This is a genomic window from Ruegeria sp. HKCCD8929 (assembly GCF_013031405.1).
GTDB lineage: Bacteria > Pseudomonadota > Alphaproteobacteria > Rhodobacterales > Rhodobacteraceae > Ruegeria.
The window spans coordinates 245,439-268,048 of sequence record NZ_WPZY01000004.1 but is presented as its reverse complement, the minus strand read 5'-3'; the positions used below and the strand labels follow the sequence as shown (position 1 = coordinate 268,048).

Below are 22,610 nucleotides of genomic sequence, written 5' to 3'. Positions count from 1 at the left end.
AGCACCTTGCGAAATACCTGACTCACCTAACGCTGCCTGAAATCATAGATTTCAACGCGTTACGTGATGCTTGGTGTTTCAAGTTTTTCGCAAAGTGCTGAAGCGCACGCCCAACTCTTCTTCTGTTCAAAAATATCCCGGGGGAGTCCCGGCTTGCCGGGACGGGGGCAGAGCCCCCTCTTTGTACATGCCCATCAGAGATACCCCTCCGACCGAAAACTCAATTCGGTGGACTTCCCGATGATCAGGTGATCATGCAGGGTCAGCCCCAGCGCAACGCAGGCATCGCGAATCCGGTTCGTCATGTCGATATCCGACTGCGACGGCGTCGGATCGCCCGAGGGGTGATTGTGCACCAGAATCAGCGCCGAGGCATTCAGCTCCAGCGCCCGTTTCGCCACCTCGCGCGGGTAGACCGGCACATGGTCGACCGTGCCCTTGGCCTGCTCCTCATCCGCGATCAGCACGTTCTTGCGGTCCAGATAGAACACCCGGAACTGCTCGGTCTCGCGATGCGCCATGGTGGTGTGACAGTAATCCAGCAATGCTTCCCAACTGGAAATCACCTGCCGCTGCATCACACGTGCCCGTGCCATCCGATGCGCGCAGGCCTCAAGGATCTTCAGATCGGTGATGACACTCTCACCCACGCCCTTGATGTCCTGCAACCGCTCCACCGGCGCGGTCAAAACCCGGTTGAAGTCGCCGAACGCCTCCAGCAACTGCCGCGCCAACGGTTTCACGTCCTGGCGCGGGATCGAGCGGAACAGGACCAGTTCCAGCAGCTCATAATCCGGCATCGCTCCGGCGCCGCCAGACATGAACCGCTCGCGCAAGCGCTTGCGGTGATCCCTGATGTAGGACGGCAACCGTCCCGACGGCAGCGGCGTCACCGGTGCTTCGTCGGTATCGAACAGCATTGGGGCTTCGGCAAAGGCATCCTGGCTCATACCGCAAAGCCTCGCCCCGAATCGGTTTCCGGACGGTTAATGCCCCTCGCCCGCCATCCGGGTCGTGGCCTTGCGCACGGCGATATGTAGCAGGACCGAGAACACCCCCAGCGTCAGCATCGCCGCAAACATCAGATCGGTCTTGGCTCGCCCATTGGCCAGCAGCATCAGATAGCCTAGCCCTTTGGAGGCCCCGACCCACTCGCCAATCACCGCGCCAATGGGCGCATAGACCGCCGCCAGCCGCAGGCCCGAGGCCAGCGAGGGCAGCGCTGCGGGCACCCGGATATGCCACAGCACCGCGCGCGGGCTGGCCTGCATCGTGCGGGCCAGATCCAGATAGCCGGGTGGCGTCCGCATCAGCCCGTCAAAGAACGAAGAGGTCACCGGAAAATAGATGATCAGCACTGCCATCGCGACCTTAGACCACAGCCCATAGCCCAGCCACAGTGTCAGGATCGGCGCCAGCGCAAAGACCGGTAAAGCCTGCGTGAACACCAGCATCGGCTGCACCAGCACCCGTGCCATGCGCGAGGTTGCCAGCTGGATCGCCGTCGCAATTCCCAGCGCCGCACCGCAGCCAAGCCCGATCAGCACCTCGATCGCGGTAATTAGAGTATGTTCTGCAATCACCGCGCGGTTCTGCCACCATGTCTCGGCCACCAGCAGCGGCCCGGGCAGGATGAAGCGCGGCAGGCCGGTCAAGCTGACGATCACCTGCCAGACACCGATGGCAAATACCGTGGCCGCTAGGGCGGGGACGTACCTCATGCAGCCTCCTCGCGCAGCAGGCGCAACAAAGCCCCCTGCGCGGCCAGCGTTTCCAGATCGTCCACCTTGCGCGGCGTTTCCGCAGCCGGTGGGGCACATGGGGTCAACCCGGCCTCCGACATCACCACGATGGAATGCCCCAGCCGCGCGGCCTCGCCCGGATCGTGGGTGACCAGCAACACCGTGCGCCCGCGCAGCAGTTCCACCGCCAGATCCTGCATATCCGCCCGGGTGCGCGCATCGAGCGCCGAGAACGGCTCATCCAGCAGGATGACCGGCTTGTCCTCCATCAGCGTTCGTGCCAGCGCCACGCGCTGCCGTTGGCCGCCGGACAGTTCCGCCGGTTTCTTGCCGGCATGATCGGTCAGCCGCACCCGCCCCAGCAGTCGCTCCAGCCGCGCCGTATCCGGCTTCTCTCCCCTCAGCCGCGCACCCAGAATGATGTTCTGCGTCACCGTCGCCCAGGGCAGCAGCAGGTCGTCCTGCGCCATATAGCCCACGCGCGGCACCACTTCGCCTCCATCCGACGCGCGGATGATGCCGTCGAAGTCCGCCCCCGTCCGCAACCCGGCAATCAGCCGCAACACGGTAGATTTCCCAACGCCCGAGCCGCCGAGAAGGCAGGTCCACTGCCCCGCCGCCAAAGACAGCGAGAGCGGCGCAAAAAGCTGCGCGCCGTCAATCGTGGCCTGCCCCTCGACCGTTATCCCGGGCGCTGGCGTCACGGAGTCAGGCCCATCTGCCAGAACCCGACTTCGAGCCGTGTTGCCATCTCGAAGGTCTTGCAAAGGCGCGACCAGACCGGCAATTGGTCGTAACCCTCGCCCAACCGCCGGACCAGAGCGCCGTCCAGCAGCGCCCCGACATCGCGGCAGGTCTGCTGGTATTCAGCCCCCGCATAAGTGTCGATCCAGTCGCGATAGGCGTCCGACGAGGCCTCATCCGCCAGACGCGCCCCGATCTCGCCATAGCCCATGACGCAAGGCGCAAGTGCGGCCAGCAGGCTGAGGAAATCGCCGGAATAGCCCGCTTCTAGCACAAAGCGGGTATAGGCCAGGTTCTCGGGCCGCTCTGGGGTGGCGAACAGCTCGGCCTCGGAAATGCCCGCCTCGGCGCAGATGCCGATATGCAGCTTCATCTCTTCGCTGATCAGCCCGTTCACGGTTGCCGAGGCGGCCAGCATTTCCTCATGCGTCTCACCCTTGACCACCGCCAGCGCCCAGGCACGCGAGAAGTGGACGAGGAACACATAGTCCTGACGCAGGTAATGCAGGAACGCCTCGCGCGGCAGGGTGCCATCCTTCAGCCTTTCGACAAAGGCGTGGCGGGTGTAGTCCCGCCACGTCTCGCCCGCGCCCTCGCGCATCAGGCCGAAGGCGCGGCCATAGTCCGGCGCTCCGCTCATTTCGCGGTCACGTCGATGGTGATGGCATCGACCGGGTTCACGCTGTCGATCATGCCGCTGTCCTTGAGGAACTGCTCGAACCGGGCATACCGGCCCGCATCGAAACCGGCCGGACGCAGGGCGAAGCGCGGCAAAGTATCGACCCAAGCGCGGGCGTTCAGCTCATCCTGCAATTCGGTCGAGGTGGCCGAGAACACCTCCCAGCTTGCTTCGGGGTTGTTCACGATGAACTGCGTGGCCTTTTCGGTCGCGGCGAGGAAACGCGCCACCTTGTCGGCATCCATGGTCTCGGGATTGGCGACATAGATCAGTTCGTCATAAGGCGGCACGCCCTCTTCCTCGATGTAGAAACAGGTGCCGGGCACGCCTTCGATGTCCATCTGGTTCAGCTCGAAATTCCGATAGGCGCCGATCACCGCATCCACCTGACCGGACATCAGCGAAGGCGACAGCGAGAAGTTCACGTTGATCATCTCGATCTCATCCAGCTTGACGCCGTGATGACCCAGAACAGTGCCTAACACGGCCTCTTCCACGCCCGCGACCGAGAAACCGATCTTCTTGCCCTTGAGATCTGCAGGCGACTTGATCGGCCCGTCCTTGAGCACCAACAGGCAGTTGAGCGGGGTGGCGACTAGCGTGCCGACACGTTTCAGCGGCAAGCCGTCGTGGATCTGCAGGTGCAGCTGCGGCTGGTAGGACACGGCCAGATCGGCCTGACCCGCAGCCACCAGACGCGGCGGGGCCGAGGGGTCGGCGGGCGGCACGATCTCAACCTCAAGCCCCTGTTCGGCGAAGTATCCGTTTTCCTGCGCCACGATGATCGGGCCGTGGTCGGGGTTGATGAACCAGTCCAGCAGGACGGTCATCTTGTCGGCGGCCATCGCCGGGGTCGAGGCCAGCATGGCCAGAGCGGTAAGGAGTTTCTTCATGGTTTTGCGTTTCCTTTTCATGAAGTTGCAGCCGCGACGAGGACGATCTCGCCCGGCCAATCCGGTTGAATGCGTTCCGCCGCGCGCCAGGCCCGCAGGCCGGTGGCGCAGCACAGAGCGAGGCGTTTGGTCGGTTTCGGCAAGTGCGCCGCCACCGTGTCAGGGGTGATGCGGTGAGCGGCGGGGTGGATCGGGTCGGGGGCCTCTGTGTCGTCCCGCAATTCCACGATCACGTCGTCGCCGGTGAGTTGCGTCGGGGCCACGAAACGAAATGCCATCTCAGGCTCGGGCGCGGTGTCGAAGCGAAACGTGGTGCTACGGAAAGTGCGGGCCTCGACCTGCACGATCTGGCCCAGCGGCGATGGCTCCAGGCCCAGCAGCAGCGCCAGAGCCATCTGCGCCTGCATCGCGCCAATCATACCAACGACCGGACCCAGAACACCGGCCGTTGCGCAACTCGCGCCGCTGTCCGGCGCCTCAGGAAAAACAGCGCGCAACGACGGGGCGCCACCGCAGAAGCCACCGACATATCCGCCGAGGCCTAGGACCGAGGCACTGATCAGCGGTTTGCCCTGCGCCAGACAGGTGTCGCTGAGCGTATAGCTCGCCGCGTAGCTGTCGGCGCAATCAAGCACCAGATCGGCGTTTTGTACGATTTGTACAGCGTTCTCGGGCGTGAGTTTCCGTCTTGTACATGTCACGACGATGCTGGAATTGATCTCGCGACAGCGTTCGGCAGCGATTTCCGCCTTGGGTTTTCCGCAGTCCTTGTCGGTGAACAGCGTCTGCCGGTGCAGGTTCGACAGATCGACGGTATCACCATCCATCACCGTCAGATGCCCCACACCGGCGCCAGCCAGCAGAGGCAGCGCCGGCGCCGCCAGACCGCCTGCGCCGACGACCAGCACACGGGCAGCAGACAGGCGCGCCTGCCCCTCGACGCCGACCTCCGGCAGGATCATCTGGCGGGCATAGCGGCTCATCGCGTGACCTCGATCCATTTCTGCACGCGCGTCTCGGGGTCGTCGTTCAGGGTGATGTCCGTGACGACCGAGACGATGTCTGCGCCCGCCTCGAACACGCCCGGTGCGCGCTCGACGCTCATGCCACCGATGCCGACCAGAGGAATGTCACCAACGCGGGCCTTCCATTCGGTCACACGCGGTAGACCCTGTTGATGCCACTTCATCTTTTTCAGGATCGTCGGATAGACCGGCCCGAGCGCCACATAATCGGGGTCCATGGACAAGACCCGCTCAAGCTCATCATCGTCATGGGTGGAGACCCCAAGTTTCAGACCCGCCTTGCGGATCGCCTTCAGATCGGCGTCATCCAGATCCTCCTGCCCCAGATGCACCCAATCACACCCGACCTCGATGGCGGCCTGCCAGTAGTCGTTGACCACCAACACCGCCCCGTGCGCGCGGCAAAGATCGCGTGAGACTGCGATCTGTTCGCGCACCACATCCTCGGGCTGATCCTTCACCCGCAACTGCACCAGCTTCACGCCCAGCGGCAGCATCCGGCGCAGCCAGTCGGAATGGTCGAAGATGGGATAGAACCGGTCCAGCGTCATGACAGGAACGCCTTTCCGATCACCGGGGTCGAGGGTTCGGCCATATCCCGTGCCTCGATCGGGTCGGCCTCATGCGCCAGCCGGCCGGCGTCGATTGCCAGCGCCATGGCCCGCGCCATCGCCGCCGGATCACCCGCGCGCGCCACGGCAGTGTTCAACAGCACCGCGTCATAGCCCAGCTCCATCGCGTGCGCCGCGTGGCTGGGCAGGCCGATCCCGGCATCCACCACCAGCGGCACATCCGGAAACTCGGCCCGCATCGCACGCAGGGCGTATTCATTGTTCAGCCCGCGACCCGAGCCAATCGGCGCACCCCAGGGCATCAGCACCTCACACCCGGCCCCGAGCAGCCGCTCACCCACGATCAGATCGTCGGTGGTGTAGGGAAAGACCTGAAACCCGTCCTCGGTCAGGATGCGCGCGGCCTCGACCAGTTGGAACACATCCGGTTGCAGGCTGTCGGTGTGGCCGATCAGTTCGAGCTTGATCCACGGCGTGCCGAACACCTCGCGCGCCATTTGGGCGGTGGTCACCGCCTCTTTCACCGTGTGACACCCGGCGGTGTTGGGCAGGATCAAAACGCCCAGATCGCGGATCATGGCCCAAAAAGTCTGCCCCGCGCCCCCGGCGCCCTCTCGGCGCAGGGAAACGGTGGCAACCCCGGCGCCGCTTTCGCGAAACGCCTGTTCCAGAATGGCCGGGCTCGGGTATTGCGCGGTGCCCAGCATCAGCGGGTTGGGCAGTTCGGTGCCGTAAAACGTCTTCATCCTCAGCCCCCCTGCATCGGTGCGACGACCTCGATCCGGTCGCCCTGCGCGAGACGGTGGCCGATGCGCAACGACGACGGCACGAACTGCTCGTTCACCGCCGTCGCGACCCGGCCACTGAATCCGCATTCTTCCAGCAACTCCGAGAGCGTTTCGGACTGCACCTCGCGGGCCTCGCCGTTAAGCACGATCTTCATCGACCATCTCCGAATGTTTGTTCTCAAGCGCCAGATCGGCCACACCCTGCGCCAGTGCAGGCGCCAGCAGGTAGCCGTGGCGATAGAGCCCGTTGGCATAGATTGTCCGCCCCAGCCGCCGGATGCGGGGCAGGTTGTCGGGAAAGGCGGGGCGCAGATCGACACCGATCTCCAGCACCTCGGCCTCGCCGAAGGCCGGATTCAGCGCATAGGCGGCGCTGAGCAGTTCCAGCATGGAGCGCGCGGTGATGCGGCTGCTGTCCTCGCTTTCGATCATCGTCGCGCCCAGCATGTAGACGCCGTCGCCGCGCGGCACGATGTAGAGCGGCATACGCGGATGCAGCAGGCGGACGGGGCGGGTCAGGGTCACGTCGGGGCAGCGGATCACCAGCATCTCACCCTTTACGCCGCGCAGGTCATAGAGCAGGTCGCGCGCGTGCAGGCCCCGGCAGTCGATGGCGTTTTCCAACCCGGTGGGCGCGAGTTTGCGGTGGAACTCCACCCCGTTATCTCGCAGCCCGCGATGAAGGTCTTGCAGCGCCTTGCGTGGATCAAGATGCGCCTCATCCGCAAAGAACAGCCCTTTGCCAAACCCATGCAGATCAGGCTCTAATTCGGCGATTTCGCCATTTTTTGCCTCCCGAAACCGCTCGGTGCGGCGGGCAAAACGGCGCAGGTCGGGCAGGTCGCGGGCATTGGCCACAACCAGCGTGCCACGCCGTGTGATCTCGGTCTTTTCCGCCCACCAGCCGATGGCCTGCTGTCCAAGCCGCAACACCGGTTCCTCGGCGTTTTCGTATTCGCACCACGGCGCCAGCATGCCCCCGGCCCACCAGGAACAGCCATGCGGGCCGGGCGGGCCGCCGGGATCAAAGACCTGAACCTTTGCCCTACGCGCCACCAGCTCGGTTGCAACCGCAAGCCCGGCCACCCCGGCCCCTATGACCGAGTAGACGGTCACGCGGGCCAGACCATGTGGAAGTGATGCACCGGCCCATGGCCGTGGCCAACACCCAGCGCATCCGCCTGCGCAATCGCGCCCTGCAGATAGAGATGCGCCGCCTCCACCGCGCCGGTCAGCGGCAGGCCCTTGGCGAGCCCGGCGGCAATCGACGAAGACAGGGTACAGCCAGTGCCATGCGTGTTCTTCGTCAGGCGGCGCGGGGCCGAATATTCGCCCGCAACCGCGCCATCAGCGATCAGCAGATCATGACAGATATCGCCACTGGCATGGCCGCCTTTCATCAACACGGCCTGCGCACCAAGCGCACACAGAGCATGGCCCTGCTCCACCATCTCTTCGCGCGTCTCGGCCACAAGACGATCCAGCAAGCAGGCGGCTTCGGGCAGGTTCGGGGTCAACACGGTGGCGCGGGGCAACAAAACCTCGCGCAGGGTCTGAACCGCGTCGCGGGCCAGCAGGGCATCGCCGGATTTGGCGATCATCACCGGATCCAGAACCACCGGGCCGGTGAACCCGGCGATGCCTTCGGCCACGGTTTGGATGATCTCGGGCGTGGCCAGCATGCCGATCTTGATCGCGCCGACATCGAGATCGGAGAGAACCGCGTCGATCTGCGCCGCGATCACGTCCAGAGGGATGCCATGTACCGCCGTCACCGCCTGGGTGTTCTGCGCCGTTACCGCGGTGATCACGCTGGCGCCGTAGACACCCAGCGCCGACATCGCCTTGAGGTCGGCCTGAATTCCGGCGCCGCCGCCGCTGTCGGATCCTGCGATGGTCAGGGCAATAGGTGCCATGCCGTTGCTCCATGTCTTTCGGGGCAACGGGGCTTTGAAAACGTCTGTTTGACCTAAGACCGTTCCCTCCGCCGGTATTGCCCGGATCAGGTTCGATGGGTTGACGCATCCGCGCCTCTCAGCCCCGACAAGGGCACCCCAACGGTTGCCGCGACAATCTCAGGTGGCGGGCCGGGAATCAAGACCCAGACAGGAGGGGTATGAGGTCAATCTGGACTTAAGAATAAGAAAATCCCGCCCAACAGGACTTAAGTACAACTGTTTTGTGGCACCAGTCTAAATACATCCGTTATTTTGCCGTGCGCCTCAATATGATGTGGATCAGGAGTTATCCACATCAAATCATTGACTCAACGACAGCTTCGGGGAATCATGGGTTGTCTTGAAGGTGCGCCGTCGGGGAATCGCGAAACTGCCCGACAGCGCTTTCCTTCAGGCAAATGCAACTGAGGTCGCTTTCGTCTGTTTGGACTCTGACACTAGAATCGAGTTGTCGGAAACTGTCAAGAGCGGCCTCGCTAGTCCGGTTAATCCGGGAAAGGAGGCCAAAATGGCCAAAAGAGCACCGTGGCATTCGATCAAGTCGAACGTTTATCACGACGACACCGAATGCAATACTGGCAACAACATTGAGCGTGAAAACTTGCGTTCCGGTACAGGTGGAAAACCCAAGTGCCGAGAATGCAAGAGCATCAATGGCCGGTAACTTAAGAAATGAGTAGGCGATTTTAGTCGCCTACTCAGCCCTTCATCCCGTCCCAAAAGGATTTGACGGATGAGAAAAAGCTCTTGGTCTCGGGGTTGTTGTCCTCACCCAGATCCTCGAACTCGCGCAGCAGTTCCTTTTGGCGGCTGGTCAGGTTGACGGGGGTCTCGACGGCCAGTTCGATGAACATGTCGCCGGAACCGCCGCCGCGCAGGGCGGGCATGCCCTTGCCGCGCAGACGCATCTGGCGACCGGACTGGCTGCCTGCCGGGATCTGTACGCGGCCACGGCCGCCATCGATGGTCGGCACTTCGATCGACCCGCCCAGCGCCGCCTTGGCCATGCTGACCGGGACGCGGCAATAGAGGTTCACGCTGTCGCGTTCAAACAGCTCATGCGGCGCCACCTCGACAAAGATGTAGAGATCGCCCGGAGGGCCACCACGCATCCCGGCCTCACCCTCGCCCGCTAGGCGGATGCGGGTGCCGGTTTCCACACCGGCGGGGATGTTGACGCTGAGCGCCCGGTCCTTTTCGACACGGCCGGCGCCTTTGCACGAAGTACAGGGGTTCTTGATGATCTGGCCAAGGCCCGAACAGGTCGGGCAGGTCCGCTCGACGGTAAAGAACCCTTGCTGCGCCCGCACCTTGCCCATGCCGGAACAGGTCGGGCAGGTGGTGGGCTCGACCCCGCCTTCGGCGCCGGTGCCTTCGCAGGACGAGCACGACACGGCGGTCGGCACGTTGATCGTTTTCTGCATGCCGGAATAGGCTTCTTCCAGCGTCACCCGCAGGTTATAGCGCAGGTCCGAGCCGCGCGCGGCCCGACGTCCGCCACCCTGACGGCCACCCATGAAATCGCCGAACAAATCGTCGAATACGTCCGAGAACGCGCTCGAAAAATCGCCCGAGCCAAACCCGCCGCCGGGGCGCTGCCCGCCGCCACCCATGCCGTTTTCAAACGCGGCATGGCCAAAGCGGTCATACGCGGCCTTTTTTTCGGCGTCCTTCAGAACGTCGTAGGCCTCGTTCGCCTCTTTGAACTGCGCTTCGGCATCTGGGTTGTCTTTGTTGCGGTCGGGGTGAAGTTCCTTGGCTTTCTTGCGAAAACCCTTCTTGATTTCGTCCGCAGAGGCCCCCTTGGACACGCCGAGCACATCATAGTAGTCGCGTTTTGACATCAGTTTTTCCTTCTGCCTCAACGTAATCGGGCCGGCCCGGCAACCGGACCGGCCCGAATTGGCCCGGTTACCCGTTAGTTACGCTTGTCGTCGTCCAGGTCTTCGAACTCGGCGTCGACGATGTCATCCTCGCCCGGACCGGCATCTGCCGCCGTCGGCTCATCGTCGCCTTCTTCGGCCTGCGCCTTGTAGATGGCTTCGCCCAGCTTCATGGCCGCTTCGGTCACGTTCTGGATGCCCGACTTGATCTTGTCGGCATTCTCGGATTCCAGCTCGTCCTTGAGCGCGGCAATCGCCAGCTCGATGGCTTCGATGGTGGTCGGGTCGACCTTGTCAGAATGCTCTTCCATCGACTTTTCGGTCGAATGGATGAGGCTTTCGGCCTGGTTCTTGGCCTCGACCAGCTCTTTGCGCTGCTTGTCGGCCTCGGCGTTTTCCTCGGCGTCCTTGACCATCTTTTCGATGTCCTCATCGCTGAGGCCACCCGATGCCTGGATGGTGATCTTCTGCTCTTTGCCGGTGCCCTTGTCCTTGGCCGAAACCGAGACAATGCCGTTGGCGTCGATGTCGAAGGTCACCTCGATCTGAGGCATACCGCGCGGTGCGGGCGGAATATCTTCGAGGTTGAACTGACCCAGGATCTTGTTGTCCGAAGCCATTTCCCGCTCACCCTGGAACACGCGGATGGTCACGGCATTCTGGTTGTCTTCGGCGGTCGAGAAGACCTGAGACTTCTTGGTCGGAATGGTCGTGTTGCGGTCGATCAGGCGGGTAAACACGCCACCCAGGGTTTCGATACCCAGCGACAGCGGGGTCACGTCCAGCAGAACCACGTCCTTGACGTCGCCCTGCAGAACACCGGCCTGAATGGCGGCGCCCATGGCAACCACTTCGTCCGGGTTCACACCCTTGTGCGGCTCTTTCCCGAAGAACTTGGTGACCTCTTCGATCACTTTCGGCATCCGGGTCATACCACCGACCAGAACAACCTCGTCCACATCAGCAGCCGACAGGCCGGCGTCTTTCAGAGCAGCGGCGCAAGGCTTCATCGACTTCTTGATCAGGTCCGAGACCAGCGATTCCAGCTTGGCACGGGTCAGCTTCATGACCATATGCAGCGGCTGACCGTTCGAACCCATCGAGATGAACGGCTGGTTGATTTCGGTCTGCGAGGTCGAGGACAGTTCGATCTTGGCTTTTTCAGCGGCTTCTTTCAGGCGCTGCAGGGCCATTTTGTCTTGCGACAGGTCGACACCGTGTTCCTTTTTGAACTCATCCGCCAGGTAGTTGACGATGCGCATGTCAAAGTCTTCACCACCCAGGAAGGTGTCACCATTGGTCGACTTGACCTCGAACAGGCCGTCGTCGATTTCCAGAATGGTCACGTCGAAGGTACCGCCACCAAGGTCATAAACCGCGATGGTTTGAGTTTCTTCCTTGTCCAGACCATAGGCCAGAGCAGCAGCAGTCGGTTCGTTGATGATCCGCAGCACTTCCAGACCGGCGATTTTACCAGCGTCTTTGGTGGCCTGACGCTGAGCGTCGTTGAAATAGGCCGGAACGGTGATGACGGCCTGCGTGACTTCCTCACCCAGATAGCTCTCGGCGGTTTCCTTCATCTTGCCCAGAGTGAAGGCCGAGATCTGGCTTGGGGAGTACTTTTCACCGCGGGCTTCGACCCACGCGTCGCCATTGCCGCCATTGACGATGGCATACGGCACCATTTTCTTGTCTTTTTCGACTTCCGCGTCGTCAACCCGGCGCCCGATCAGGCGCTTGACGCCAAAGATAGTGTTGTCGGGGTTGGTGACCGCCTGACGCTTGGCAGGCTGACCGACCAGACGCTCATCTTCGGTGAAGGCGACGATCGAGGGCGTGGTCCGCGCCCCTTCTGCGTTTTCGATGACCTTCGGCTGCGAGCCGTCCATGATGGCCACGCACGAGTTGGTTGTGCCGAGGTCAATCCCGATTACTTTTCCCATGTGTTCGATCCCTTTCTCTTCAAGGCGATGTCCCGAGGCCTGAACCCGTTTCGGCATCCCGGCCCCGATCAGTGGTGCGCGACAGCACTACACCATCGCGCGTCCCGGCGTATATAGGGGTCTGAAAGGGGGCCTGCAAGCATCGTGAATTGCGGGTTTTCGGGAATCTGCGACCTTTTTGACAAGGGTTTGGCAAGGAATCGGAAATGAAACGATGACTCGGCTGGTTGTGCGGGGTGTCGAGATCCGCAAAGGCTATCTGGACGGCGCGGCGCAGGCCGGGCTGATCGAGGCATTGCGCCCGATTCTGAAGGCCGCGCCCCTGTTTTCGCCCACCACCGCCAGCGGCAAGACCATGTCGGTGCGCATGACCTCGGCCGGGGCGTTCGGCTGGGTGTCGGACCGCAAGGGCTATCGCTATGAGCCGCAGCATCCCAAGGGCGTGGTCTGGCCGGGCATTCCAGAGCAAATCCTGTCGATCTGGTCGGATGTCACCGGGCTGGAGCGGGCGCCGGATTGCTGCCTGATCAATTATTACGGCGAGGACACGCGCATGGGGATGCATCAGGACCGGGACGAGGCCGATTTCTCGTGGCCGGTCCTGTCGGTGTCGCTGGGCGATGACGCGCTGTTCCGCCTCGGCAGCACCACGCGCGGCGGCAAGACGGAATCGGTCTGGCTCAATTCGGGCGATGTGCTGATGATGGGAGGACCAGCGCGGCTGATCTATCACGGTGTGGACCGGATCCGGTTCAAATCGTCGAAGCTGCTGCCCAAGGGGGGCCGCATCAACCTGACATTGCGCGTCGTGACCTGAGCCCGGTCAGCGGCGGGCAAACCAGCTGTTCGATACCTGACGGCGGGTATAGAACTCGCCCATCAGCCCGATCATCAGCAATATGATCCCGACCCACAGCGCATATTCCCAACTGCTGTTGCGCGGGAAATAGTTGCGGAACACAAAGCCCCGGCACTGGTCGATGGCGTGAAACAACGGGTTCCAGTCGAACATGGCCAGCATGGTCGGCGGCAGGGTGTTTGCAAGGAACATCTTGCCCGACGCAATCATGTTCGCGCGCTGGTAAAGCGTGCTCATGATCCCGACCGTATTGGGCGCCCAGGGTTTTATTGCCAGAAAGACCATGCCGACCGCGCAGCCAGTGAACCACGCCAGCAGCAGCATGCTGAATGCGCCAACAGGATCGGCAATCTCAATCGGTGTGAATGCGGTGTGATAGAAAAACAGGATCAGCAGCATCGTCAGAACCTGGGTGTACAACGCCCCAAGTGCGGCTGCGATGATCGCGATCACGGTGTTCATCGGCGCGTGTTTCATCATCGGGCTGGTGGGCCCCTCGGCACCGGCAACCGCGCCAACGGACCGGATGTGGCACATGAACAGGAAGATGCCGGACATGATGTAGAGCAGGAAGTCGCCGCGCACCGCCGCGCTCCGCAGCCCCATGATCAGGAACAAAAGGTAGAATATCCCGACAAAGATCAGGGCCTGCAGCACATTCTGACCAAGCGCCAGAAAGGCGTTGTTATGCCGTGACCGCACACTACGCACGATGGAGTGAAAGATAAGCTCTCCCATCGTGACGGCACCGCTCGCCAATGATCTATGCTGTCTATAGCGAAACACGTCGTGGTCTATCCTGCATCAGGGCCCGAAAACTGGCACGGAATTCTTGCCGTTCCGTTTCCGGCAAAGCATAAGTTCGCCAAAGGCACAGATCAACAAAGCACAGGATCGGAGCAATTTTTTGACCTATGACGAGCTTATTCCCGTTATCCGGCGTCTGGCGCTTGAGGCTGGTGACCGGATCATGGAGATCTACAATTCCGACGATTTCGAGGTAAAGTCCAAATCCGACGCCAGCCCGGTGACCGAAGCGGATGAGGCCGCCGATGCGCTGATCTCGGCGGGTCTGCGCGCGGCGTTTCCCGACGTTCTGCTGATCACCGAGGAACAGGCAGCCTCGCACGCGCAATCCGGCGACACCTTTCTGATCGTCGACCCGCTGGATGGTACCAAGGAATTCATCAACCGCCGCGGCGATTTCACCGTCAATATCGCGCTGGTGGAAAACGGCACGCCGACGCGTGGCGTGGTCTATGCGCCTGCCAAGGGCCGCATGTTCTATACCCGGGCCGATGGCCGCTCGGTCGAGGAATCCGGGGCGCTCGACAAGGAGGCGCCGGGCGACCTGACCCCGATCTCGGTCTCGCAGCCCGACAATGGCGCGCTGCTGGTGGTGGCCTCGAAATCGCACCGCGATCAGGCAACCGACGACTATATTGGCAAATACCAGGTGCAGGACAGCAAGAGCGCCGGATCGTCCCTGAAATTCTGCCTTGTCGCAACCGGTGAGGCCGACCTCTACCCCCGCGTGGGCCGCACCATGGAGTGGGACACCGCCGCGGGCCACGCCGTTCTGGCAGGTGCAGGCGGCGATGTCGTGCGCTTCGACAATCACCAGCCACTGACTTATGGCAAGGACGGCTACGCCAACCCGTTCTTCATCGCCTACGCCCCCGGCGTTGATCTCAAGGAGGCCTGATGTCCGTTCTGATCGCCATCCCCGCCCGCTATGCCTCGACCCGTTATCCCGGTAAGCCGCTGGTACCGCTGACCGGTGCAAGTGGCCAGTCTCAGACCCTGATCGAACGCTCGTGGCGCGCCGCCATGGCGGTTTCGGGCGTGGACCGGGTGGTGGTGGCAACCGACGATGACCGCATCCGCGACGTGGCCGAGGGCTTCGGCGCCGAGGTGGTGATGACCTCGGACACCTGCACCAACGGCACCGAGCGCTGCGCCGAAGCACATGAAGCTCTGGGCGGCGGGTACGAGATCGTGGTGAACCTGCAAGGGGACGCACCGCTGACCCCGCATTGGTTCGTCGAAGATCTGATCACCGGTCTGCGCGCCGCACCGGACGCGGGCGTCGCCACACCGGTGCTGCGCTGCGACGGCGCCGCCCTGAACGGGTTTCTGAACGACCGCAAACACGGGCGGGTGGGCGGCACCACCGCCGTGTTCGCCGCCGATCACAGCGCGCTTTATTTCTCGAAAGAGGTGATCCCCTTCACCTCGGACACCTATGCCGATGCCGACCCGACCCCGGTGTTCCACCATGTCGGCGTCTATGCCACCCGCGCCGACTCGCTGGCCGCCTATCCCACATGGCCCACCGGTCCGCTGGAAACGCTCGAAGGGCTGGAACAGCTGCGCTTCATGGAAAACGGCCGCAAGGTCCTGTGTGTCGAGGTCGAGGCAAGGGGCCGCCAGTTCTGGGAACTGAACAACCCCCACGACGTGCCCAAGATCGAGACGATGATGGCCGCGATGGGGCTCGACTAAGACGAATTTCCCCATTTCCCACAGATCGCGGGACGCGTAGACAGGGCGCAAATCCACATGAAAGCGCGGAGCGTTTGATGACGAACATTCTCGTGACCGGTGGCGCCGGTTATATCGGGTCGCATGCCTGCAAGGCGCTGGCCGCCGCCGGGTATACGCCGGTGACCTATGATAACCTGATCACCGGCTGGCAGGACGCGGTCAAGTTCGGCCCGTTCGAACAGGGCGATCTGCTGGACCGCGCCCGGCTGGACGAGGTGTTCGCCAAATACCGGCCCGCCGCCGTCATGCATTTCGCCGCCCTCAGTCAGGTGGGCGAGGCGATGTCGGAGCCGGGCAAATACTGGACCAACAACGTCACCGGATCATTGTCTTTGATCGAAGCGGCGGTGGCGGCAGGGTGTCTGAACTTCGTCTTCTCCTCGACCTGCGCCACCTATGGCGAGCATGACAACGTGGTGCTGGACGAGACCACACCGCAACAGCCGCTGAACGCCTATGGCGCCTCGAAACGCGCGATCGAGGATATCCTGCGCGATTTCGAGGCCGCGCATGGGCTGAACCACGTGATCTTTCGCTATTTCAATGTGGCGGGCGCCGACCCCGAGGGTGAAGTGGGCGAGTTCCACCGCCCCGAGACCCATCTGGTGCCGCTGATGCTGGACGCCATCGACGGCAAGCGGGACGCGCTAACCGTATTCGGCACCGATTACGACACGCCCGACGGCACCTGCATCCGCGACTATGTGCATGTCTGCGATCTGGTGGATGCCCATGTTCTGGGTCTGAACTGGCTGGAGCAAGACAAGGGCAGTCAGGTTTTCAACCTCGGCACCGGGTCCGGTTTCTCGGTCATGCAGGTGATCGAGCATTCGAAATCGGTCACCAACCGCGAGGTGCCTTATAATATCGGCCCACGCCGCGCCGGGGATTGCACCAAGCTGGTCTCGGGCTCGACCCGCGCCGGGCGCGAACTGGGCTGGAGCCCGAAACGCTCGACGCTCGAGATCATGGTCGCCGACGCCTGGCGTTGGCATCAGAACGGGAATTACGACAGGTAGGCCGGAATGATTGCCCCCTCGACCGCACAGGCGCACCAAATCGGCTGGATCGACGCCTATCGGTTGCGGTGGAAGCGGCGGCGCCTGCTCTGGCGGTCCTTCCGCAGCCGTCACCACCTGACCGCGCTGGCGGACCGCACCGCGCAGATCGAACCCGGCGACATTCTGGCCGTTACCACCCTGCGCAACGAGGCCACACGCCTGCCGTGGTATCTCAGCCACTACCGCCGCCTGGGCATCAACCGTTTCCTGATCGTGGACAACGGCAGCGATGACGGATCGGTCGAGATGCTGCGCGATCAGCCCGACGTGTCGCTCTGGCAAACCCACCACAGCTATCGCGACGCCCGGTTCGGACTGGACTGGATGACCTGGCTGCAGATGCGGTATGGCCACGGCCACTGGACGCTGATGGTCGACGCGGATGAGCTTCTGATCTACGCCCACTACCACGCCCGCGATCTCCATGAACTGACGGGCTGGCTGGGCAGCCGCGGACAAACCGCGTTTGGCGCGCATATGCTGGATCTGTACCCCAAGGGCCGATTGAGTTCGGTGGATTATGATCCAGAAACAGACCCTACTCAGGCGATTTTCTGGTTCGACAAGGGCCCTTATCGCGTGCGGCGGCAACAGCCGATGGGAAACCTTTGGGTGCAGGGCGGTGTGCGCGAACGCATGTTTTTCGCCGACGACCCTGACCGCTCACCCACGCTGAACAAGATCCCTCTGGTTCGGTGGTCGCGCCGTTACGCCTATGTGAATTCCTGCCACTCGGCCCTGCCCGGCCACCTGAACCACGAATATGATGGCCCCCTCGGGCAGGCACCATCTGGTGTCTTGCTGCACACGAAATTCCTGCCCGAGGTTGTCGGAAAATCGGCAATCGAGAAGAAACGGGCACAGCATTTCCACGATCCGGACAAGTTTGCCGCCTATTATGACGGGATATCAGCCGATCCCGATCTGTGGGTGCCGACGTCGACGCGCTATTCAAACTGGCAAGACCTGGAGCGGCTGGGGTTGATGTGTTCCGCAGGCTGGTAGGGTTCCGAGTTGAAGGTTGTGATCAAAATGTGTGTGTCTGAATCATGTTACAGTTAACGCGTTGTATACTCATTGATTTCAATAAGGAAATAATGACATAAAGCGTTACTCGTCCGGCGCCACTCTGACTTGACCTCGGTCCCGGACGTGCTCGCGTAATTTGAGGTTGGATCGCCACGTGAGCCTGTGGGACTCTTATCGTATGAGGTTGCGGCGCAAGCGCCGCATCATAAGATGTTTGCGCCGGTCCAAGGATCTGGTTTCCGTCCGCAACAACACTGCCGCTATCAAGCCCAACGACGTCCTGCTTGTCAGCACGGTGCGCAACGAAAAGATCCGGCTGCCCTACTTCCTGCGCTACTACCGCGACCTGGGCATCGACCATTTTCTGTTCATCGACAATGACAGCGATGACGGAACCCTGGAGTTCCTCGGCTCGCACCCGGACGTCTCGGTCTGGTATTCGAACAAAAGCTACAAGCGGGCCACATACGGCGTCGATTGGACGAATTACCTGTTGCGGACATATGCGCATGGCCACTGGACGCTGACCATCGACCCAGATGAGTTCCTGGTTTATCCGTTTTGCGACTCCAGACCCGTTCAGGCCCTGACCGACTGGCTGGACAATATCGGCGTGCGCAGCTTCAGCTCGATGCTGGTCGACGTTTATCCCAAGGGCCGGATCGACGAGACCCCGTATCGCGAAGGGCAGAACCCGCTGGAAATCGCCAACTGGTTCGATTCAGGCAACTATACGATCAGCAAGAACCACGCCTACGGGAACCTCTGGATCCAAGGTGGCCCCCGTTGCCGGATGTTCTTTTCGGACAACCCGAAAAAGGCGCCGGCGCTCAACAAGATCCCGTTGGTCCGGTGGGATCGCCGCTATGCCTATGTCAGCTCGACCCACGCGCTGCTGCCGCGCGGGCTGAACCAGGTCTATGACGAAACCGGCGGCGAAAAGGCCAGCGGCGTGTTGCTGCACACCAAGCTCATCGACACGTTCAGCGCCAAGGCCGAGGAGGAGCTGGCGCGCAATCAGCACTATGCCGCGTCCTCCGAGTACAAGGCTTATGCGCAGAAACTGCGTGAACAGCCGGTATTCTGGAGCAAATGGTCCGAAAAATACATCAACTGGCGTCAGCTTGAGATATTGGGGCTGATGTCCAAGGGGAACTGGGCATGAGCGCGGTGGGGGTTGTCATGCTGGTCCATACGGCGCTCGAACGGGCCGAACAGGTGGCGCGTCACTGGACCGCTTCGGGATGCCCGGTGGTCATCCACGTGGACAGGAACGTCCCCAAGATTATCAATGACGCATTTGTCCGGTCCTGCGCCAGCGATCCGCTCATTACCTTTTCGCAGCGCCATCGCTGTGAATGGGGCGGCTGGGGGATCGTGGCGGCGTCGCAATCCGCCTCGGAACAGTTGCTCGAAAACTATCCGGACGTGCGTCACGTCTATCTCGCCTCGGGCTCGTGCCTGCCGCTCAGACCCGTGCGTGAGCTGATCGACTATCTCGATGCCCGCCCTCATACCGACTTCATCGAGAGCGCGGCAACGGCAGACGTGCCCTGGACCGTTGGCGGGCTGGACCACGAGCGCTTTACCTTGCGGTTTCCGTTTTCGTGGAAACGGCAGCGAAAGCTGTTCGACGCTTATGTCCGCCTGCAACGGCGCCTGCGCGTCCGGCGCCGCATCCCCGAGGGGCTGGTTCCGCATATGGGCAGCCAATGGTGGTGCCTGACCCGGCAGACCTTGTCGGCAATCCTGCAGGACCCGCGGCGCAAGACCTATGACCGCTATTTCCGGCGGGTGTGGATCCCCGACGAAAGCTATTATCAGACCCTCGCAAGGCTCTATTCCGCGAATATCGAAAGCCGATCCCTGACCCTGTCCAAGTTCGACTATCAGGGCAAACCCCATGTTTTCTACGACGATCACCTGCAGCTGCTGCGCCGGTCCGACTGTTTTGTTGCACGCAAGATCTGGCCGCGCGCCGACCGGCTGTATCAGGCCTTTATGACCGACGAGGCGCACGCAATGAAACGGGCCGAGCCCAATCCCGGCAAGATCGACCGCGTTTTCGGCAAGGCGGTCGAACGCCGGACACGCGGCCGGCCCGGTCTGTGCATGCAGAGCCGGTTCCCGCGCAAGGGGCACGAAAACGGCCTGACGGCGCAGCCTTACTCGGTTTTTCAGGGGTTTTCCGACCTTTTCGAAGACTTTGAACGCTGGCTGAACAAGACAACCGGCGCCCGGGTGCATGGCCATCTTTTCGGCCCCGACCGGGTCGCCTTCGCGGGTGGCGACACGATGATCAACGGCGTTCTGACCGACAGCGCCGGATTGCGCGACTATGACCCGGCGGCCTTCCTCACCAATCTGATCTGGAACACAAGGGGCGAGCGGCAGTGTTTCCAGTTCGGCCCCGCCGACAACCAAAAGATCAACGATATGCTGGCCCGCGATTCCAATGCCCGCATCTCGATCATCACCGGCGCCTGGGCCGTTCCGCTGTTCCGGTCGAACCGGAGCTTTGGTGACCTCCGCAAAGAGGCCGCGCATCTGCAAAGGATCGAAAGCAAGCAGATTGATTTTCTGCGGACGGAAAAAACCAAGGCCCGGCTACAGATCTGGTCGATGGCCGAGTTCGTCGAATCCCCGATGGAACCCATTCAGGCCCTGATTGACGAGATCGGCCCGGCCAGCGCACGGCATTTGTCGGAGGCGCCGACCATGGTCGATCTGACTGGATTCGGGCAATTCCTGCAAAATCTCAAGAACCAGGGCATGCACCCTTACCTCATGGGTGATTTTCCGGTTGAAAAACAGCCGCCAGCGCAGTCCAAACCTGCCCGCAAACCTTATCTTGTGCGATAAGACCGTATGACGGCCAAATTCGACTATTTCATCATCTTTGCCGAGATGCGGACGGGGTCCAATTTTCTCGAATCCAACCTGAATGCGGTGGACGGCCTCTCCTGCTTTGGTGAGGCGTTCAATCCACATTTCATCGGGTATCCCAACCGGGACGAGATTCTGGGCCTCACCAAAGATCAGCGGGATGCTGACCCGACCTGCCTGATCGACGCGATCCGCAGCATTCCGGATGAACTGGGCGGTTTTCGGTTCTTCCACGACCACGACCCCCGGGTTCTTGAGATTGCTTTGGCCGACCCGCGCTGCGCCAAGATCATTCTGACGCGCAACCCTCTGGACAGCTATGTGTCCTGGAAAATCGCGCAGCAGACCGGCCAGTGGAAACTGACCAACGTGAAGCGCAGGAAAGAGGCCAAGGCCCAGTTCGACGGCGATGAGTTTCTGAGCCATGTCGATACGTTGCAGCGCTTTCAGATCTTTCTGCTGAACGCATTGCAGCGCAGCGGCCAGACCGCGTTTTATGTGTCCTACGAAGACCTTCAGAGCGTCGACATCATGAACGGGCTGGCAAAATGGCTGGGCAGCGACGCGCAGTTGAAATCGCTGGATCAGAGCCTGAAACGGCAAAATCCAAGCCCGACATCCGCCAAGGTTGCCAATGTCGAGGATATGAGCCAGGCGCTCAACGCGCTCGATCCGTTCAACCTGACACGCACCCCGAATTTCGAACCGCGCCGCGGGCCAGCGGTGCCCAGCTATGTGGCCGGAGCGAACACACCGCTGATGTACCTGCCGATCCGGGGCGGACCTGAGGACGAGATCGCGCAATGGTTGGCCGATCTCGACGGCGTTTCCACCGACGCCCTGACAACGGGCATGAACCAGAAACAGACGCGCCAGTGGATGCGCAAACATCCCGGGCATCGCCGTTTCACAGTGCTGCGGCACCCGCTGGCGCGTGCACATACCACGTTTTGCCGCCGCATCCTGAACACCGGGCCGGGATCGCTTCTTAAAATCCGCAACACGCTGCGCCGCCAGTTCAAGGTGAACATACCGCCCGAGGCGCCGGACAAACGATACTCCCTGTCTCGGCACCGCGAGGCGTTCACCGCTTTTCTGGAGTTTCTGCGTCTGAACCTTGCCGGTCAGACGCCGATCCGGGTGGACAGCAGCTGGTCCACGCAGGCGCAGCTCCTGTCAGGCTTTGCCGATTTCGCCCTGCCGGATCTGGTGTTCCGTGAAGACGAAGCAGCCGATGCGCTGCCCGACCTCGCCCGCAAACTGGGTCATCCCGACCCGCACCAACTGAACCTGAGCCCCGCGGACAGCCCTTTTGCGCTGAGCGACATCCATGACGCACATATCGAAGAGCTGGCCCACGACATCTACCAGCGCGACTTTCTCATGTTCGGGTTCGGCCCGTGGCGGCCGCTCTGATCATCGCGATCAGGGTCGGAGGGTGATAACGGTACCTTCCTTCACCATCGAGTAGATCTCTTCGATCTCGCTGTTCTTGACGGCGATGCAGCCCGCAGTCCAATCCGGCGTCTTCTTGGCCCGTTTCCGTTCCTTGCGCCGGTTCGGCTCGCCATGGATGAAGATATCGCCGCCGGGATCGACCCCGGCCGCCCTTGCCGCCGCGATGTCCTGCGCGTTGGGATAGGAAATTCCCACCGACAGATGGTACCGGCTGTTGGGGTTGCGGCGATCGATCAGATAGGTGCCCTCGGGCGTTCTGCCATCGCCATATTTGGTCTTGGTGCCATCCGGCGCAAAGCCCAGGTCCACCTTGTATTCCTTGAGGATCTGGTTGTGGTGCAACAGGTACATCTTGCGCGCACTCTTGTTGACGACAACCGAGGTCACCTCGGGGCCCCTATACCTCAGAAATCTTGGATCACTTGTACCGCATGCGGAAACACTCAGCGTTGCCAGCGCTCCGATGCCGAATGCTCGACGGTCCATACTCTTCACTGCCTCTTTTTCTATTATTTTTCATTATGCCAGAAAATCGTAATTCCA

At 61.9% G+C, this 22,610-nt stretch carries 23 protein-coding genes and 1 riboswitch; of the genes, 8 read left to right on the top strand and 15 right to left on the bottom strand.

The window, feature by feature from the left end; genetic code table 11:
• Positions 1–194 precede the first annotated feature (194 nt).
• The 13 genes from radC to dnaK all read right to left on the bottom strand — a co-directional run bounded on the left by radC (position 195) and on the right by dnaK (position 12,227).
• Positions 195–950 carry a DNA repair protein RadC gene (radC, locus tag GOX53_RS08450; RefSeq protein WP_171175293.1) on the bottom strand — a complete coding sequence of 252 codons (756 nt, stop codon included), beginning with the start codon at positions 948–950 and terminating at the stop codon, positions 195–197.
• Between the two features lie 36 nt (positions 951–986).
• Positions 987–1,721, bottom strand: a complete 735-nt coding sequence (locus GOX53_RS08445; protein ID WP_171175291.1) for an ABC transporter permease — start codon at positions 1,719–1,721, stop codon at positions 987–989.
• Complete coding sequence (locus GOX53_RS08440; protein WP_171175289.1) at positions 1,718–2,446, bottom strand: ABC transporter ATP-binding protein; 729 nt, start codon at positions 2,444–2,446, stop codon at positions 1,718–1,720. The genes GOX53_RS08445 and GOX53_RS08440 overlap by 4 nt, the downstream gene beginning before the upstream one ends.
• Positions 2,443–3,126, bottom strand: a complete 684-nt coding sequence (gene tenA, locus GOX53_RS08435) for a thiaminase II (protein WP_254446508.1) — start codon at positions 3,124–3,126, stop codon at positions 2,443–2,445. Before tenA ends, GOX53_RS08440 begins: the two co-directional genes overlap by 4 nt.
• Positions 3,123–4,058 (bottom strand): ABC transporter substrate-binding protein, encoded by a 936-nt coding sequence (locus tag GOX53_RS08430; protein WP_171175287.1) that lies wholly within the window; start codon positions 4,056–4,058, stop codon positions 3,123–3,125. Before GOX53_RS08430 ends, tenA begins: the two co-directional genes overlap by 4 nt.
• Before the next feature lie 17 nt (positions 4,059–4,075).
• Positions 4,076–5,041 carry a ThiF family adenylyltransferase gene (locus tag GOX53_RS08425; protein WP_171175285.1) on the bottom strand — a complete coding sequence of 322 codons (966 nt, stop codon included), beginning with the start codon at positions 5,039–5,041 and terminating at the stop codon, positions 4,076–4,078.
• Positions 5,038–5,634, bottom strand: coding sequence for a thiamine phosphate synthase (locus GOX53_RS08420; RefSeq protein ID WP_171175283.1), 597 nt, complete (start codon positions 5,632–5,634; stop codon positions 5,038–5,040). The genes GOX53_RS08425 and GOX53_RS08420 overlap by 4 nt, the downstream gene beginning before the upstream one ends.
• Complete coding sequence (locus tag GOX53_RS08415; protein ID WP_171175281.1) at positions 5,631–6,401, bottom strand: thiazole synthase; 771 nt, start codon at positions 6,399–6,401, stop codon at positions 5,631–5,633. Before GOX53_RS08415 ends, GOX53_RS08420 begins: the two co-directional genes overlap by 4 nt.
• Before the next feature lie 2 nt (positions 6,402–6,403).
• Complete coding sequence (gene thiS / locus GOX53_RS08410) at positions 6,404–6,598, bottom strand: sulfur carrier protein ThiS (protein WP_171175276.1); 195 nt, start codon at positions 6,596–6,598, stop codon at positions 6,404–6,406.
• The gene (locus GOX53_RS08405) at positions 6,582–7,559 is read right to left on the bottom strand and encodes an FAD-dependent oxidoreductase (protein WP_171175274.1); all 978 of its coding nucleotides are present in this window, start codon (positions 7,557–7,559) and stop codon (positions 6,582–6,584) included. Before GOX53_RS08405 ends, thiS begins: the two co-directional genes overlap by 17 nt.
• Positions 7,556–8,359, bottom strand: a complete 804-nt coding sequence (thiD, locus tag GOX53_RS08400; protein ID WP_171175273.1) for a bifunctional hydroxymethylpyrimidine kinase/phosphomethylpyrimidine kinase — start codon at positions 8,357–8,359, stop codon at positions 7,556–7,558. Before thiD ends, GOX53_RS08405 begins: the two co-directional genes overlap by 4 nt.
• Before the next feature lie 46 nt (positions 8,360–8,405).
• Positions 8,406–8,510, bottom strand: a riboswitch (TPP riboswitch).
• 589 nt (positions 8,511–9,099) lie between these two features.
• Entirely contained in the window at positions 9,100–10,245 is a 1,146-nt protein-coding gene (gene dnaJ, locus GOX53_RS08395) for a molecular chaperone DnaJ (RefSeq protein ID WP_171175271.1), read from the bottom strand.
• 74 nt (positions 10,246–10,319) lie between these two features.
• Positions 10,320–12,227: a molecular chaperone DnaK gene (dnaK, locus tag GOX53_RS08390; protein ID WP_171175270.1), complete on the bottom strand. Its 1,908-nt coding sequence runs from the start codon at positions 12,225–12,227 to the stop codon at positions 10,320–10,322.
• Between the two features lie 214 nt (positions 12,228–12,441).
• Between dnaK and GOX53_RS08385 the strand changes: the two genes are divergently transcribed.
• Entirely contained in the window at positions 12,442–13,044 is a 603-nt protein-coding gene (locus GOX53_RS08385) for an alpha-ketoglutarate-dependent dioxygenase AlkB (RefSeq protein ID WP_171175269.1), read from the top strand.
• A gap of 6 nt (positions 13,045–13,050) precedes the next feature.
• Here GOX53_RS08385 and GOX53_RS08380 read toward each other — a convergent pair whose 3' ends face one another.
• Positions 13,051–13,824, bottom strand: a complete 774-nt coding sequence (locus GOX53_RS08380) for an ABC transporter permease (protein ID WP_217351704.1) — start codon at positions 13,822–13,824, stop codon at positions 13,051–13,053.
• A 169-nt stretch (positions 13,825–13,993) separates the two neighbouring features.
• Here GOX53_RS08380 and cysQ point away from each other — a divergent pair, with 169 nt between their 5' ends.
• From cysQ to GOX53_RS08345, 7 genes are all read left to right on the top strand, one after another.
• Entirely contained in the window at positions 13,994–14,791 is a 798-nt protein-coding gene (cysQ, locus tag GOX53_RS08375; RefSeq protein WP_171175267.1) for a 3'(2'),5'-bisphosphate nucleotidase CysQ, read from the top strand.
• Positions 14,791–15,591 carry a 3-deoxy-manno-octulosonate cytidylyltransferase gene (locus GOX53_RS08370; RefSeq protein ID WP_171175266.1) on the top strand — a complete coding sequence of 267 codons (801 nt, stop codon included), beginning with the start codon at positions 14,791–14,793 and terminating at the stop codon, positions 15,589–15,591. Before cysQ ends, GOX53_RS08370 begins: the two co-directional genes overlap by 1 nt.
• 77 nt (positions 15,592–15,668) lie before the next feature.
• On the top strand, positions 15,669–16,652 hold the full coding sequence (galE, locus tag GOX53_RS08365; RefSeq protein WP_171175264.1) for a UDP-glucose 4-epimerase GalE: 984 nt from the start codon (positions 15,669–15,671) through the stop codon (positions 16,650–16,652).
• Positions 16,653–16,658: 6 nt separating this feature from the next.
• On the top strand, positions 16,659–17,699 hold the full coding sequence (locus GOX53_RS08360; protein WP_171175262.1) for a glycosyltransferase family 2 protein: 1,041 nt from the start codon (positions 16,659–16,661) through the stop codon (positions 17,697–17,699).
• Positions 17,700–17,901: 202 nt separating this feature from the next.
• The gene (locus GOX53_RS08355) at positions 17,902–18,888 is read left to right on the top strand and encodes a glycosyltransferase family 2 protein (protein WP_171175587.1); all 987 of its coding nucleotides are present in this window, start codon (positions 17,902–17,904) and stop codon (positions 18,886–18,888) included.
• Positions 18,885–20,585, top strand: coding sequence for a beta-1,6-N-acetylglucosaminyltransferase (locus tag GOX53_RS08350; protein ID WP_171175260.1), 1,701 nt, complete (start codon positions 18,885–18,887; stop codon positions 20,583–20,585). Before GOX53_RS08355 ends, GOX53_RS08350 begins: the two co-directional genes overlap by 4 nt.
• A 6-nt stretch (positions 20,586–20,591) precedes the next feature.
• Positions 20,592–22,025, top strand: a complete 1,434-nt coding sequence (locus GOX53_RS08345; protein WP_171175258.1) for a sulfotransferase family 2 domain-containing protein — start codon at positions 20,592–20,594, stop codon at positions 22,023–22,025.
• Positions 22,026–22,034: 9 nt separating this feature from the next.
• Here GOX53_RS08345 and GOX53_RS08340 read toward each other — a convergent pair whose 3' ends face one another.
• Complete coding sequence (locus GOX53_RS08340; RefSeq protein WP_171175257.1) at positions 22,035–22,553, bottom strand: murein L,D-transpeptidase family protein; 519 nt, start codon at positions 22,551–22,553, stop codon at positions 22,035–22,037.
• Positions 22,554–22,610: the final 57 nt, after the last annotated feature.